This window comes from Enterobacter sp. KB-280D8, from assembly GCF_041399405.1.
GTDB classification, from domain to species: domain Bacteria; phylum Pseudomonadota; class Gammaproteobacteria; order Enterobacterales; family Enterobacteriaceae; genus Enterobacter; species Enterobacter cloacae_N.
Genome location: NZ_JBGKEC010000003.1, coordinates 514406 through 529337, shown reverse-complemented (window position 1 = coordinate 529337; position 14932 = coordinate 514406). Strand labels below are relative to the sequence as shown.

Annotated in this window: 12 protein-coding genes and 2 tRNA genes; 13 read left to right on the top strand and 1 reads right to left on the bottom strand. The window is 53.6% G+C overall.

From position 1 onward, the window contains the following. Positions 1–53 precede the first annotated feature (53 nt). The 4 genes from folP (at position 54) to AB8818_RS12520 (ending at position 2884) form a co-directional block, all read left to right on the top strand. Positions 54–902, top strand: coding sequence for a dihydropteroate synthase (gene folP, locus AB8818_RS12535; protein ID WP_192983867.1), 849 nt, complete (start codon positions 54–56; stop codon positions 900–902). Further along, positions 895–2232, top strand: coding sequence for a phosphoglucosamine mutase (glmM, locus tag AB8818_RS12530; RefSeq protein ID WP_116343504.1), 1338 nt, complete (start codon positions 895–897; stop codon positions 2230–2232). Before folP ends, glmM begins: the two co-directional genes overlap by 8 nt. A 223-nt stretch (positions 2233–2455) precedes the next feature. After that, positions 2456–2788 (top strand): preprotein translocase subunit SecG, encoded by a 333-nt coding sequence (gene secG, locus AB8818_RS12525; protein WP_021242256.1) that lies wholly within the window; start codon positions 2456–2458, stop codon positions 2786–2788. Between the two features lie 9 nt (positions 2789–2797). After that, a tRNA-Leu gene (locus tag AB8818_RS12520) sits at positions 2798–2884 on the top strand. 179 nt (positions 2885–3063) lie between these two features. On the opposite strand, the gene argG is transcribed toward AB8818_RS12520, so the two are convergent. Further along, positions 3064–4410, bottom strand: coding sequence for an argininosuccinate synthase (gene argG / locus AB8818_RS12515; RefSeq protein ID WP_023294661.1), 1347 nt, complete (start codon positions 4408–4410; stop codon positions 3064–3066). Between the two features lie 287 nt (positions 4411–4697). Here argG and AB8818_RS12510 point away from each other — a divergent pair. From AB8818_RS12510 to nlpI, 9 genes are all read left to right on the top strand, one after another. Continuing rightward, positions 4698–4774: transfer RNA gene (locus AB8818_RS12510), tRNA-Met, on the top strand. A 207-nt stretch (positions 4775–4981) separates the two neighbouring features. Then, positions 4982–5434, top strand: a complete 453-nt coding sequence (rimP, locus tag AB8818_RS12505) for a ribosome maturation factor RimP (RefSeq protein ID WP_014833432.1) — start codon at positions 4982–4984, stop codon at positions 5432–5434. Between the two features lie 28 nt (positions 5435–5462). Beyond that, positions 5463–6965, top strand: a complete 1503-nt coding sequence (nusA, locus tag AB8818_RS12500) for a transcription termination factor NusA (RefSeq protein WP_014885374.1) — start codon at positions 5463–5465, stop codon at positions 6963–6965. A gap of 24 nt (positions 6966–6989) precedes the next feature. After that, complete coding sequence (gene infB, locus AB8818_RS12495) at positions 6990–9677, top strand: translation initiation factor IF-2 (protein WP_116342265.1); 2688 nt, start codon at positions 6990–6992, stop codon at positions 9675–9677. A gap of 102 nt (positions 9678–9779) precedes the next feature. Further along, positions 9780–10184 carry a 30S ribosome-binding factor RbfA gene (rbfA, locus tag AB8818_RS12490; protein ID WP_041907887.1) on the top strand — a complete coding sequence of 135 codons (405 nt, stop codon included), beginning with the start codon at positions 9780–9782 and terminating at the stop codon, positions 10182–10184. Then, positions 10184–11134 (top strand): tRNA pseudouridine(55) synthase TruB, encoded by a 951-nt coding sequence (gene truB, locus AB8818_RS12485; RefSeq protein WP_116342263.1) that lies wholly within the window; start codon positions 10184–10186, stop codon positions 11132–11134. The genes rbfA and truB overlap by 1 nt, the downstream gene beginning before the upstream one ends. 154 nt (positions 11135–11288) lie before the next feature. Next, positions 11289–11558 (top strand): 30S ribosomal protein S15, encoded by a 270-nt coding sequence (gene rpsO, locus AB8818_RS12480; protein WP_003861789.1) that lies wholly within the window; start codon positions 11289–11291, stop codon positions 11556–11558. Between the two features lie 242 nt (positions 11559–11800). Further along, positions 11801–13939: a polyribonucleotide nucleotidyltransferase gene (gene pnp, locus AB8818_RS12475; protein WP_116342261.1), complete on the top strand. Its 2139-nt coding sequence runs from the start codon at positions 11801–11803 to the stop codon at positions 13937–13939. A gap of 108 nt (positions 13940–14047) precedes the next feature. After that, entirely contained in the window at positions 14048–14932 is an 885-nt protein-coding gene (gene nlpI / locus AB8818_RS12470) for a lipoprotein NlpI (protein ID WP_061096959.1), read from the top strand.

Genomic DNA, 14932 nt, shown 5'->3' with positions numbered 1-14932 from the left:
TGCTCCGGGGTTTTTCTTTTCCGTTAAACCATACTAAAACCAGGGATTTAACCATGAAACTCTTCGCCCAGGACTCGCATCTCGATCTTTCACATCCGCATGTGATGGGGATCCTGAATGTTACCCCTGACTCCTTCTCTGACGGCGGCACGCACAACACGCTTATCGACGCGGTTAAGCACGCAAATTTAATGATCAACGCGGGTGCCACCATCATTGACGTTGGCGGTGAATCGACGCGTCCCGGCGCGGCAGATGTTTCGGTGGAAGAAGAGCTGGCGCGCGTGGTGCCGGTGGTTGAGGCCATCGCGCAACGTTTCGAGGTGTGGATCTCCGTCGATACGTCCAAACCAGAAGTGTTCCGTGAAGTGGCGAGAGTGGGTGCTCACATTATTAATGATATCCGCTCGCTGACCGAACCGGGAGCGATCGAGGCCGCTGCAGAAACCGGCCTGCCGGTATGCCTGATGCACATGCAGGGGCAACCGAAAACCATGCAGGAAGCACCGAAGTATGATGATGTCTTTGCCGACGTGAATCGCTTCTTTATTGAGCATATTGAACGCTGTGAGCGTGCAGGCATCCCAAAAGAGAAATTGCTGCTCGACCCGGGGTTCGGTTTCGGTAAAAATCTCTCACACAATTATGCGTTGCTTGCGCGCTTATCAGAATTTCATCACTTTGACCTGCCGCTGCTGGTAGGGATGTCGAGGAAATCGATGATTGGGCAATTGCTGAATGTAGGACCGGGGGAGCGCCTGAGTGGCAGCCTGGCCTGCGCGGTAATTGCGGCGATGCAAGGCGCGCACATTATCCGTGTCCATGACGTCAAAGAAACAGTAGAAGCCATGCGTGTGGTGGAAGCCACACTGGCAGCGAAGGAAAACAAACGCTATGAGTAATCGTAAATATTTTGGTACCGATGGTATCCGTGGGCGCGTAGGCGATGCTCCAATCACCCCTGATTTTGTTCTGAAGCTCGGCTGGGCTGCTGGCAAGGTACTGGCGCGTCATGGTTCACGTAAGATCATTATTGGTAAAGATACCCGTATTTCGGGCTATATGCTGGAATCTGCGCTGGAAGCAGGTCTGGCGGCTGCAGGGCTTTCAGCTTCCTTTACAGGCCCAATGCCAACACCTGCTGTTGCCTACCTTACGCGCACCTTCCGTGCAGAAGCGGGGATTGTGATCTCGGCGTCTCATAACCCGTTCTACGACAACGGTATCAAGTTCTTCTCCATTGACGGCACCAAGCTGCCGGACGAAGTGGAAGAGGCCATTGAAGCTGAAATGGAAAAAGAGATCACCTGTGTTGATTCCGCTGAGCTGGGTAAAGCGAACCGTATCGTCGATGCGGCGGGCCGTTATATCGAATTCTGTAAAGGCACCTTCCCGAATGAGCTGAGCCTGGCGCACCTCAAAATTGTGGTGGACTGTGCAAACGGCGCAACCTATCACATCGCTCCGAATGTGTTCCGCGAGCTGGGTGCAAAAGTCATCGCCATCGGCTGCGAGCCGAATGGTCTGAACATTAACGAAGAAGTCGGGGCGACGGACGTGCGTGCCCTGCAGGCGCGCGTGCTGGCGGAAAAAGCCGATCTGGGCATTGCCCTGGACGGCGACGGTGACCGCGTGATCATGGTTGACCACGAAGGTAATAAAGTCGACGGCGATCAGATCCTCTACATCATTGCCCGTGAAGGCCTGCGCCAGGGCCAGCTGCGCGGTGGCGCGGTTGGGACGCTGATGAGCAACATGGGTCTGGAGCTGGCGCTGAAACAGCTCGGTATTCCATTTGTCCGTGCGAAAGTGGGCGACCGCTACGTGCTGGAAAAACTGCAGGAGAAAGGCTGGCGTATTGGTGCCGAGAACTCTGGTCACGTGATCCTGCTCGACAAAACCACTACTGGCGACGGTATCGTAGCCGCGCTGCAGGTGGTTGCCGCGATGGCGCGCAACCATATGAGCCTGCACGATCTGTGCAGCGGGATGAAAATGTTCCCGCAGATTCTGGTGAACGTGCGTTTCACTGCCGGTAAAGGCGATCCGCTGGAAAATGACAACGTGAAAGCGGTAATGGCTGACGTTGAAGCGGCTCTGGGCAGCCGTGGGCGCGTGCTGCTGCGTAAGTCAGGTACCGAGCCGCTGATCCGCGTGATGGTGGAAGGTGAAGACGAAGCGCAGGTCACTGAATTTGCGCACCGTATCGCGGATGCCGTGAAAGCTGCATAAATTTTCTGAGTAAGTGTTTAAAAAGGCGACTTTTGTCGCCTTTGTTTTAAGCAATTAATGGCTTTTTGCTGTTTTTTTCCGCAGTTGATACAATGCCTCGAAAATGCCCTTGCGAAGGCCATTCGCTTTGGTTAGTATTCACACCCGCTTCAGTGGGAAACAAAAATCCTGCTAATTGGTCGAAGCATTGGTATGCGGCAAATCCGCAAGGAACAGGTTGATTATGTACGAAGCTCTTTTAGTTGTTTTCCTTATTGTAGCCATCGCTCTCGTAGCGCTGATTATGCTGCAGCAAGGTAAAGGCGCTGATATGGGAGCCTCCTTCGGAGCAGGCGCTTCCGGTACGCTGTTTGGTTCAAGTGGTTCTGCGAACTTCATGACCCGCACAACGGCGATTCTGGCTACGCTGTTCTTCATCATCAGTCTGGTGCTGGGCAATATCAATAGCAACAAGACCAGTAAAGGAAGTGAGTGGGAAAATCTGAGCGCGCCAGCGAAAACTGAGCAGACTCAGCCAGCTGCACCGGCTAAGCCAACCAGCGATATCCCGCAGTAAGTATTCCGTACCGAGGTGGTGGAATTGGTAGACACGCTACCTTGAGGTGGTAGTGCCCTAACGGGCTTGTGGGTTCGAGTCCCATCCTCGGTACCAATATTCCAGAAAAAAGACGTCGAAAGACGTCTTTTTTTTCGTCTGTAGCGTTTGCCGTTCGTAGGCCCGGTAAGCGCAGCGCCACCGGGCAAAATGGCGGGTGGCGCTGCGCTTACCCGCCCTACAAAAGCCAAACAAAAAGGCGCCCTGTGGGCGCCTTTTGCATGTTACATCAGCGATTACTTCTTATCGCTGTGTTCCAGGTTTTCAACCTGCGGCAGGCCGTTACCGGAATTCGCGGAGAGCAGACCATTCTCAACGTAGTTGAACAGCTTCTCCCGGGTATCGGTGATGTCCAGGTTACGCATGGTCAACTGACCAATACGGTCGTCCGGAGAAAACACAGACTCACCTTTCTCCATGGTCAGACGCTCTGCTTTATAGGTCAGGTTGTCCGACACGGTGTTCAGGATGGAGTAGTCGTTACCGCGACGCAGTTCCAGCGTCACTTCACCGGTGATCGCGCTTGCCACCCAACGCTGCAGCGCATCACGCAGCATCAGCGCCTGTGGATCGAACCAGCGACCCTGATACAGCAGTTTGCCCAGCTGACGGCCATGAGAGTGATACTGCTCAATGGTGTCTTCGTTGTGAATGCCGGTCAGCAGACGCTCGTACGCGATGTGCAGCAGCGCCATCCCCGGAGCCTCATAGATGCCGCGGCTTTTCGCTTCGATGATACGGTTTTCAATCTGATCGCTCATGCCCAGACCGTGACGACCGCCGATGCGGTTTGCTTCCAGCATCAGTTCCACATCGTCAGAGAAGGTCTTGCCGTTCAGCGCAACCGGATGGCCGCGTTCGAAACGTACGGTCACTTCTTCTGCCGGAATCTTCACGTTCTCGTCCCAGAACTTCACGCCCATGATCGGGTTAACGATCTTCACACTGGAATTCAGGAACTCCAGGTCTTTCGCTTCGTGCGTCGCACCCAGCATGTTGGAGTCGGTGGAGTAGGCTTTCTCGACGGACATCTTATAGTCAAAACCGCAGGCAATCATAAACTCGGACATCTCATGGCGGCCGCCCAGTTCGTCGATGAAGTCGGTGTCCAGCCACGGCTTGTAGATCTGCAGTTCTGCGTTGGTCAGCAGGCCATAACGATAGAAACGTTCTATATCGTTACCTTTATAGGTGCTGCCGTCACCCCAGATGTTCACGCCATCTTCTTTCATGGCGGCAACCAGCATGGTGCCAGTGACGGCACGGCCCAGCGGGGTGGTGTTAAAATAGGTCAGGCCGCCGGTAGTGTTATGGAACGCACCGCACTGAATAGCCGCGATACCTTCTGCAACCAGTTGCTTACGGCAGTCAATCAGTCGTGCGTTTTCTGCACCATACTCTTTAGCGCGACGAGGAATAGCATCATAGTCGTCCTCATCCGGCTGACCCAGGTTCGCAGTATATGCATACGGAACCGCTCCCTTCTGGCGCATCCACAGCAGTGCAGCGCTGGTATCCAGGCCGCCTGAGAAAGCGATGCCAATACGTTGTCCTACCGGAAGATGCTTGAGAATCGTCGTCATAGAATAAAACCCTGCTTGATTGACTGATTAGAGACCGCTTTCGTTCTCTTGTGCATTTTTATGCAAAATAAGTGAGTATTCATTTAATCATCTTTTATCGAATACCGGAAGAGACTCGTGCGTTTTTTGTAAAAATTTTGGTCTGTTCTGTCTGGCGGAAGTCGCCTTGACAGGTGGGGTCAACTATCAATATACTAAACGCCGATTTTACGTCCCGTCTTCGGTACCAAATCCCAGCATTATTTGCAAATTCTGTCCAAAACGCGTAGAATTTGCCACGTTTCAGGCGCGGGGTGGAGCAGCCTGGTAGCTCGTCGGGCTCATAACCCGAAGGTCGTCGGTTCAAATCCGGCCCCCGCAACCACTTTCCCATAAAGTTCTTTTTCAAATATACTGTGAAGACTTAGAGCCTTCGTAGCTGGATTTGAAAAAATTCTTTCGGAGAGTGCTCCAGGCCACAGTTGTGGCTATAGGGTTCAGTTATCTAAAGCCCCGATTTATCGGGGTTTTTTGTTATCTGACTACAGAATAACTGGGCTTTACGCCCTTTTTTTATGTCTTGGGGGTGGGCTTGTCCACATTAGAGCAAAAATTAACAGAGATGATTACTGCACCGGTCGAAGCACTGGGCTACGAACTGGTCGGCATCGAATTCGTTCGCGGCCGTACATCGACGCTGCGCATCTATATTGATAGTGAAGATGGCATCAATGTTGATGATTGTGCTGATGTCAGCCACCAGGTGAGTGCGGTTCTTGATGTTGAAGACCCAATTACCGTTGCGTACAACCTGGAAGTTTCCTCACCTGGCCTGGATCGCCCGATGTTCACGGCCGAGCACTATGTGCGCTTTACCGGTGAAGAAGTGGCTCTCGTTCTGCGTATGGCCGTACAGAACCGCCGTAAATGGCAGGGAATTATCAAAGCCGTTGATGGTGAAATGATCACGGTGACAGTCGAAGGCAAAGATGAAGTGTTCGCGCTGAGTAATATCCAGAAGGCGAACCTGGTTCCCCACTTTTAACAGTCTGGATTGAGGTGAAAAGCCCGCGATGAACAAAGAAATTTTGGCTGTTGTTGAAGCCGTCTCCAACGAGAAATCACTGCCGCGCGAGAAAATTTTCGAAGCGCTGGAAAGTGCACTGGCTACAGCAACCAAGAAAAAATACGAACAAGAGATCGATGTTCGCGTAGAAATCGATCGTAAAAGCGGTGACTTCGATACATTCCGTCGTTGGGTAATCGTTGAAGAAGTGACCCAGCCGACCAAAGAGATCACCCTGGAAGCCGCACGTTTTGAAGACGAAAGTCTGAACGTGGGTGACTACGTTGAAGATCAGATTGAATCTGTCACCTTCGACCGTATCACCACCCAGACCGCTAAGCAGGTTATCGTGCAGAAAGTGCGCGAAGCCGAGCGCGCGCTGGTTGTCGATCAGTTCCGCGATCAGGAAGGCGAAATCATCACCGGTGTGGTGAAGAAAGTGAACCGCGACAACATCTCTCTGGAAATTAAATCCGAAGGGATGCCAGGTAACGCTGAAGCCGTGATCCTGCGTGAAGATATGCTGCCGCGTGAAAACTTCCGCCCGGGCGACCGTATTCGTGGTGTTCTGTACGCCGTGCGCCCTGAAGCGCGTGGTGCGCAGCTGTTCGTGACCCGTTCTAAACCAGAAATGCTGGTTGAACTGTTCCGCATCGAAGTGCCGGAAATCGGCGAAGAAGTCATTGAGATCAAAGCAGCAGCTCGCGATCCGGGCTCCCGTGCGAAAATTGCGGTGAAAACCAACGACAAGCGTATCGATCCGGTCGGGGCTTGCGTCGGCATGCGCGGTGCGCGCGTTCAGGCGGTTTCTACTGAACTGGGCGGCGAGCGTATTGATATCGTTCTGTGGGACGACAACCCGGCGCAGTTTGTGATCAACGCAATGGCTCCGGCCGATGTGGCGTCTATCGTTGTTGACGAAGACAAACACACCATGGATATCGCTGTTGAAGCGGGCAACCTGGCGCAGGCGATTGGCCGTAACGGTCAGAACGTACGTCTGGCGTCACAGCTGAGCGGCTGGGAACTCAACGTCATGACCGTTGATGACCTGCAGGCTAAGCATCAGGCTGAAGCCCATGCAGCGATCGATACCTTCACCAAATACCTCGACATTGACGAAGACTTCGCCACTGTTCTGGTAGAAGAAGGTTTCTCTACGCTGGAAGAACTGGCCTATGTGCCAATGAAAGAGCTGCTGGAAATTGACGGTCTGGATGAACCAACCGTTGAAGCCCTGCGTGAACGCGCTAAAAACGCACTGACCACCCTGGCACTGGCTCAGGAAGAAAGCCTTGGCGATAAGAAGCCGGCTGATGACCTGCTGAATCTGGAAGGTCTTGATCGTGCGATTGCGTTCAAGCTGGCTGCCCGTGGTGTTTGTACGCTGGAAGATCTCGCTGAGCAAGGCGTTGATGACCTGGCCGATATCGAAGGTTTAACCGACGAGAAAGCCGGCGAACTCATCATGGCCGCACGTAATATTTGCTGGTTCGGCGACGAAGCGTAATAAACTGTAGCAGGAAGGAACAGCATGACTGATGTAACTGTAAAATCGCTGGCTGCTGAGATTCAGACCTCCGTGGACCGCCTGGTACAGCAATTTGCTGATGCAGGGATCCCGAAGTCCGCTGATGACTCGGTGACCGCGCAAGAAAAACAAACCTTGTTAACGCATCTGAACCGTGAACACGGTTCTACGCCTGACAAGTTAACGCTGCAGCGCAAAACGCGCAGCACGTTAAACATCCCTGGTACCGGTGGCAAAAGTAAATCGGTACAAATTGAAGTCCGCAAGACGCGCACCTTTGTAAAACGTGATCCGCAAGAGGCAGAGCGCCTTGCCGCGGAAGAGCAGGCACAGCGTGAAGCGGAAGAACAAGCTCAGCGTGAGGCGGAAGCAGCCGCCAAACGTGAAGCAGAATTAAAAGCTGAACGTGAGGCCGCAGAAAAAGCGAAACGCGACGCCAGTGATAAAGTGAAGCGTGACGCTGCGGAAAAAGACAAAGTGAGCAATCAACAGACAGACGAAATGACCAAAACCGCCCAGGCTGAAAAAGCCCGCCGTGAAAATGAAGCTGCCGAGCTGAAGCGTAAAGCGGAAGAAGAAGCCCGCCGTAAGCTGGAAGAAGAAGCTCGCCGCGTCGCTGAAGAAGCGCGCCGTATGGCAGAAGAAAACGAGAAGAATGGCGTGAATACCGCTGAACTGACTGAAGATACCAGCGACTATCACGTGACCACTTCTCAGCATGCGCGTCAGGCTGAAGATGATAACGACCGTGAAGTAGAAGGCGGTCGTGGCCGTGGTCGTAATGCAAAAGCCGCGCGTCCGGCGAAGAAAGGCAACAAACACGCTGAATCTAAAGCTGATCGCGAAGAAGCACGTGCAGCGGTTCGTGGTGGTAAAGGCGGTAAGCGTAAAGGTTCTTCTCTGCAGCAGGGCTTCCAGAAGCCAGCTCAGGCGGTTAACCGTGACGTTGTGATTGGTGAAACCATCACCGTTGGCGATCTGGCGAACAAGATGGCGGTTAAAGGCTCTCAGGTCATCAAAGCGATGATGAAGCTGGGCGCAATGGCGACCATCAACCAGGTTATCGACCAGGAAACCGCACAGCTGGTTGCCGAAGAGATGGGCCACAAAGTTATCCTGCGTCGTGAAAACGAGCTGGAAGAAGCAGTAATGAGCGACCGTGACACTGGCGCTGCGGCTGAACCGCGTGCACCGGTTGTGACCATCATGGGTCACGTTGACCACGGTAAAACCTCTCTGCTCGACTACATTCGTTCTACGAAGGTTGCCTCCGGCGAAGCGGGTGGTATTACCCAGCACATCGGTGCTTACCACGTAGAAACTGAAAACGGCATGATCACCTTCCTGGATACCCCAGGCCACGCAGCGTTCACCTCAATGCGTGCTCGTGGTGCTCAGGCAACGGATATCGTTGTACTGGTTGTTGCAGCAGACGATGGCGTCATGCCACAGACCATTGAAGCTATCCAGCACGCAAAAGCGGCGCAGGTGCCTTTGGTTGTTGCAGTCAACAAAATCGATAAGCCAGAAGCCGATCTGGACCGCGTGAAGAACGAACTGTCTCAGTACGGTGTTATGCCGGAAGAGTGGGGCGGCGAAGCGCAGTTCATCCCAGTATCTGCTAAAGCGGGTACCGGTATTGACGACCTGCTGAACGCTATCCTGCTGCAGGCTGAAGTTCTGGAGCTGAAAGCGATTCGCAATGGTATGGCGAGCGGCGCGGTAATCGAATCCTTCCTTGATAAAGGTCGTGGTCCGGTTGCTACCGTTCTGGTTCGTGAAGGTACCCTGAACAAGGGCGACATCGTTCTGTGTGGCTTCGAATACGGCCGCGTTCGTGCGATGCGTAACGAACTGGGCCAGGAAGTGCTGGAAGCGGGTCCGTCCATTCCAGTGGAAATCCTGGGTCTGTCCGGTGTTCCGGCTGCGGGTGACGAAGTGACCGTAGTGCGTGACGAGAAGAAAGCGCGTGAAGTTGCTCTGTATCGTCAGGGTAAATTCCGTGAAGTTAAGCTGGCTCGTCAGCAGAAATCTAAACTCGAGAACATGTTCGCGAACATGACCGAAGGCGAAGTGCACGAAGTGAACGTTGTACTGAAAGCCGACGTTCAGGGCTCTGTGGAAGCGATTTCCGACTCCTTGCTGAAACTGTCTACTGACGAAGTGAAAGTGAAGATCATCGGTTCTGGCGTAGGTGGTATCACCGAAACCGACGCGACCCTGGCTGCAGCATCTAACGCCATCCTGGTTGGCTTCAACGTGCGTGCTGATGCATCTGCTCGCCGCGTGATCGAAGCGGAAAGCCTGGATCTGCGCTACTACTCCGTCATCTATAACCTGATTGACGAAGTGAAAGCGGCGATGAGCGGTATGCTGTCTCCTGAGCTGAAACAGCAGATCATCGGTCTGGCTGAAGTGCGTGACGTATTCAAATCACCGAAATTCGGCGCGATCGCGGGCTGTATGGTTACCGAAGGTACCATCAAACGTCACAACCCAATCCGCGTACTGCGTGACAACGTGGTTATCTACGAAGGCGAGCTGGAATCCCTGCGCCGCTTCAAAGATGACGTTAACGAAGTCCGTAACGGCATGGAATGTGGTATCGGCGTGAAGAACTACAACGACGTTCGCGTTGGCGATATGATCGAAGTGTTCGAAATCATCGAGATCCAACGCAGCATCGACTAATCCCGTCGGGATCAGTCCATATGTAGGCCGGGATTGCCTCGTGCCACCCGGCAATAATTTTAAAAGGGGCTTTTAGCCCCTTTTTTGTCTGGAGAATTTATTATGGCGAAAGAATTTGGTCGCCCACAGCGCGTGGCGCAGGAAATGCAAAAAGAGATCGCACTCATCCTGCAACGCGAAATTAAAGACCCGCGTATCGGTATGATGACCACCGTCTCTGGCGTGGAAATGTCTCGTGACCTGGCCTATGCCAAAGTGTTCGTGACCTTCCTGAACGATCAGGACGAAGCGGCGGTGAAAAACGGCATTAAAGCACTGCAGGAAGCCTCCGGGTTTATCCGCTCTCTGCTCGGCAAAGCGATGCGCTTGCGTATCGTGCCAGAGCTGACCTTCTTCTACGACAACTCGCTGGTTGAAGGTATGCGCATGTCCAACCTGGTGACCAGCGTGGTGAAACATGACGACGAACGTCGTGTTAACCCGACGGACGACAGCAAGGAGGACTGATGAGTCGTCCTCGTCGTCGCGGTCGTGACGTGCATGGCGTGCTGCTGCTGGATAAACCGCAGGGTGCATCCAGCAACGACGTGCTGCAAAAAGTGAAGCGTATTTTTAATGCCAACCGTGCGGGCCACACCGGCGCGCTCGATCCGCTGGCGACCGGTATGCTGCCGGTCTGTCTGGGGGAGGCGACAAAGTTTTCCCAGTACCTGCTCGACTCGGATAAGCGTTATCGCGTTATCGCGAAGCTAGGCCAGCGTACGGATACCTCCGACGCGGATGGTCAGGTGGTGGAAGAGCGCCCGGTGACCTTCAGCGCTGAACAGCTTGATGCGGCGCTGGAGAGCTTCCGCGGGGACACGATGCAGGTGCCGTCGATGTATTCGGCGCTGAAATACCAGGGTAAGAAACTCTACGAATATGCACGCCAGGGCATCGAGGTTCCGCGTGAAGCCCGTCCGATTACCGTGTATGAGCTGCTGTTCATTCGCCACGAAGGCGATGAGCTTGAGCTGGAAGTGCACTGTTCGAAAGGGACCTATATTCGCACCATCATCGACGACCTGGGTGAAAAGCTGGGCTGCGGCGCGCATGTGATCTACCTGCGTCGTCTGGCGGTCAGCAAGTATCCGGTGGAACGCATGGTGACGCTTGAGCAGCTGCGCGCGCTGGTTGAACAGGCGGAAGCGCAGGGGATCGCGCCGGCAGATTTGTTAGATCCTTTGCTGATGCCAATGGACAGTCCGGCTGCGGACTTCCCGGTAGTTAATCTTCCTTTAACATCGTCCGTTTACTTTAAGAACGGCAATCCGGTTCGCACGGCGGATGCACCGCTGGAAGGGCTTGTGCGCGTGACGGAAGGTGAGGAAGGAAAATTCATCGGTATGGGCGAAATGGACGGTGAAGGGCGCGTTGCGCCGCGTCGTCTGGTCGTCGAATATCCGGTCGACGCGTGACGGCGATAACGGCTCACCTTGCGATAAGCAGGGGAGACGAGTAGAATATCGCCGCTTAACGTCCGGTAAATTGTTTAACAATCTGCAGGGCGTACATGGGGTCGCTGAATTAGAGATCGGCACCCTTACATTCTTTATACTTTGGAGTTTGAAAATGTCTCTAAGCGTTGAAGCTAAAGCTAAAATCGTTTCTGAGTTTGGTCGTGGTACTAACGACAGCGGTTCTACCGAAGTTCAGGTTGCACTGCTGACTGCACAGATTAACCACCTGCAGGGTCACTTTGCAGAGCACAAAAAAGATCACCACAGCCGTCGTGGTCTGCTGCGCATGGTTTCTCAGCGTCGTAAACTGCTCGACTACCTGAAGCGTAAAGATGTTGCACGCTACACCGCGCTGATCGAGCGTCTGGGTCTGCGTCGCTAAGTCTTGCGAGTTTCAGAAAAGGGGGCCTGATGGCCCCTTTTTTCAACCAGACGGCAGCAATTCAATGGAAACTATTGTATTGTTGCTATAAATGATCTTCATTGCAGAGGTTCGCGCGGCTAATGAGAGGCTTCACCCATGGGGGTGTCGGTTGTCATTAGTCGCGAGGATGCGAAGAAGGTCGGGTTAAATCGACAGCACGCCGGTGGTGTGCTGTCATACATTTAAGAAAGGACAGAATTTTGCTGAATCCGATCGTTCGTAAATTCCAGTACGGTCAACATACCGTGACGCTGGAAACCGGCATGATGGCACGTCAGGCGACTGCTGCCGTTATGGTAAGCATGGATGACACCGCGGTATTCGTTACCGTTGTTGGCCAGAAAAAAGCTAAACCAGGTCAGGACTTTTTCCCCCTGACCGTTAACTACCAGGAGCGTACCTACGCTGCCGGTAAAATCCCGGGTGGCTTCTTCCGTCGTGAAGGCCGTCCAAGCGAAGGCGAAACCCTGATCGCGCGTCTGATTGACCGCCCGGTTCGTCCGCTGTTCCCGGAAGGCTTCGTTAACGAAGTGCAGGTTATCGCAACCGTTGTTTCCGTTAACCCACAGGTTAACCCGGACATCGTTGCCATGATCGGTGCCTCCGCTGCCCTGTCACTGTCTGGTATTCCATTCAATGGTCCAATCGGTGCCGCGCGCGTCGGTTACATCAACGACCAGTACGTGCTGAACCCAACTCAGGAAGAGCTGAAAGAGAGTAAGCTGGACCTGGTGGTTGCCGGTACCGAAGCGGCTGTGCTGATGGTGGAATCCGAAGCTGAACTGCTGAGCGAAGACCAGATGCTGGGCGCTGTGGTGTTCGGTCACGAGCAGCAGCAGATTGTTATCCAGAACATCAACGACCTGGTGAAAGAAGCCGGTAAACCACGTTGGGACTGGCAGCCAGAAGCGGCAAACGACGCGCTGAACGCACGCGTTGCAGCACTGGCAGAATCTCGTCTGAGTGACGCTTACCGCATCACCGACAAACAGGAGCGTTATGCTCAGGTTGACGCGATCAAAGACGAAACCATCGCCACCCTGATCGCTGAAGACGAAACGCTGGACGCTAACGAGCTGAGCGAAATTCTGCACGCTATCGAGAAAAACGTTGTTCGTAGCCGCGTACTGGCAGGCGAGCCGCGTATCGATGGCCGTGAAAAAGACATGATCCGTGGTCTGGACGTGCGTACTGGCGTACTGCCACGTACTCACGGTTCTGCGCTGTTCACCCGTGGTGAAACGCAGGCGCTGGTAACCGCGACCCTGGGTACCGCACGTGACGCGCAGATCATCGACGAACTGATGGGCGAGCGCACTGACAGCTTCCTGTTCCACTACAACTTCCCTCCGTACTCCGTAGGCGAAACCGGTATGGTTGGCTCGCCGAAGCGTCGTGAAATTGGTCACGGTCGTCTGGCGAAGCGCGGCGTGCTGGCAGTAATGCCAGAAGCAGACAAATTCCCGTACACCGTACGTGTGGTGTCTGAAATCACCGAATCCAACGGTTCTTCTTCCATGGCTTCCGTGTGTGGTGCCTCTCTGGCGCTGATGGATGCAGGCGTGCCAATCAAAGCCGCCGTTGCGGGTATCGCAATGGGCCTGGTGAAAGAAGGCGACAACTTCGTTGTTCTGTCTGACATTCTGGGTGACGAAGACCACCTGGGCGATATGGACTTCAAAGTGGCGGGTTCCCGCGACGGTATCTCTGCGCTGCAGATGGATATCAAAATTGAAGGTATCACCAAAGAGATCATGCAGGTTGCTCTGAACCAGGCTAAAGGTGCGCGTCTGCACATCCTGGGCGTGATGGAACAGGCTATCAACGCGCCACGCGGTGATATCTCTGAATTCGCTCCGCGTATTCACACCATCAAGATCAATCCAGACAAGATCAAAGATGTTATCGGTAAGGGCGGTTCCGTAATCCGTGCGCTGACCGAAGAGACGGGCACCACCATCGAAATCGAAGACGACGGTACTGTGAAGATCGCAGCAACCGACGGCGAGAAAGCGAAATTCGCGATCCGTCGCATCGAAGAAATCACTGCAGAAATCGAAGTGGGCCGCGTCTACGCAGGTAAAGTGACCCGTATCGTTGACTTTGGCGCGTTCGTTGCCATCGGTGGCGGTAAAGAAGGTCTGGTTCACATCTCTCAGATCGCTGACAAGCGCGTTGAGAAAGTGACCGATTACCTGCAGATGGGCCAGGAAGTACCGGTTAAAGTTCTGGAAGTTGACCGCCAGGGCCGTATCCGTCTGAGCATTAAAGAAGCAACCGAGCAGTCTCAGCCTGCTGCGGCGCCGGAAGCTCCGGCTGCTGAACAGCAAGGCGAGTAAGTTGCCATTTGCCCTCCGCTTCGCGGAGGGCCTGTTATCAGGCAGGACGCCTTGTTAAGCCGCCGGGGGACAGGACGTTCATCCAATAGTTGTCTTCGGGAGTGGGAAATGAAGCCTTTTTTGCGCTGGTGTTTCGTTGCGACAGCTTTAACGCTGGCAGGATGCAGCAACTCTGCCTGGCGTAAGAGCGAAGTCCTCGCAGTGCCATTGCAACCGACTTTGCAACAGGAAGTGATTCTGGCACGCATGGAACAAATACTTGCCAGTCGGGCTTTAACCGATGACGAACGCGCACAGCTTTTATATGAGCGCGGAGTGTTGTATGATAGTCTCGGTCTGAGGGCATTAGCGCGAAATGATTTTTCACAAGCGCTGGCTATCCGACCTGATATGCCTGAAGTATTCAATTACTTAGGCATTTATTTAACGCAGGCAGGCAATTTTGATGCTGCCTATGAAGCGTTTGATTCTGTACTTGAGCTTGATCCAACTTACAACTACGCGCACTTGAATCGCGGTATCGCATTATATTACGGCGGTCGTGATAAGTTAGCGCAAGATGATCTGCTGGCGTTTTATCAAGACGATCCTAATGATCCTTTCCGTAGCCTGTGGCTTTACATCGTTGAGCGGAAGCTCGATGAGAAGCAGGCAAAAGAAGCCCTGAAACAGCGCTTCGATAAATCGGATAAGGAACAGTGGGGATGGAACATTGTCGAGTTCTACCTGGGCAACATTAGCGAAGCAACGCTGATGGAACGCCTCAAGGCGGACGCAACGGATAACACCTCGCTCGCTGAGCATCTCAGTGAAACCAACTTCTATTTAGGTAAGTACTACCTAAGTCTGGGGGATATGGACAGCGCTACGGCACTGTTCAAATTAGCGGTTGCTAACAACGTACATAACTTCGTTGAGCACCGTTATGCATTGTTGGAATTATCGCTCTTGGGCCAGGAGCAAGACGACCTGGCAGAATCGGACCAGCAATAG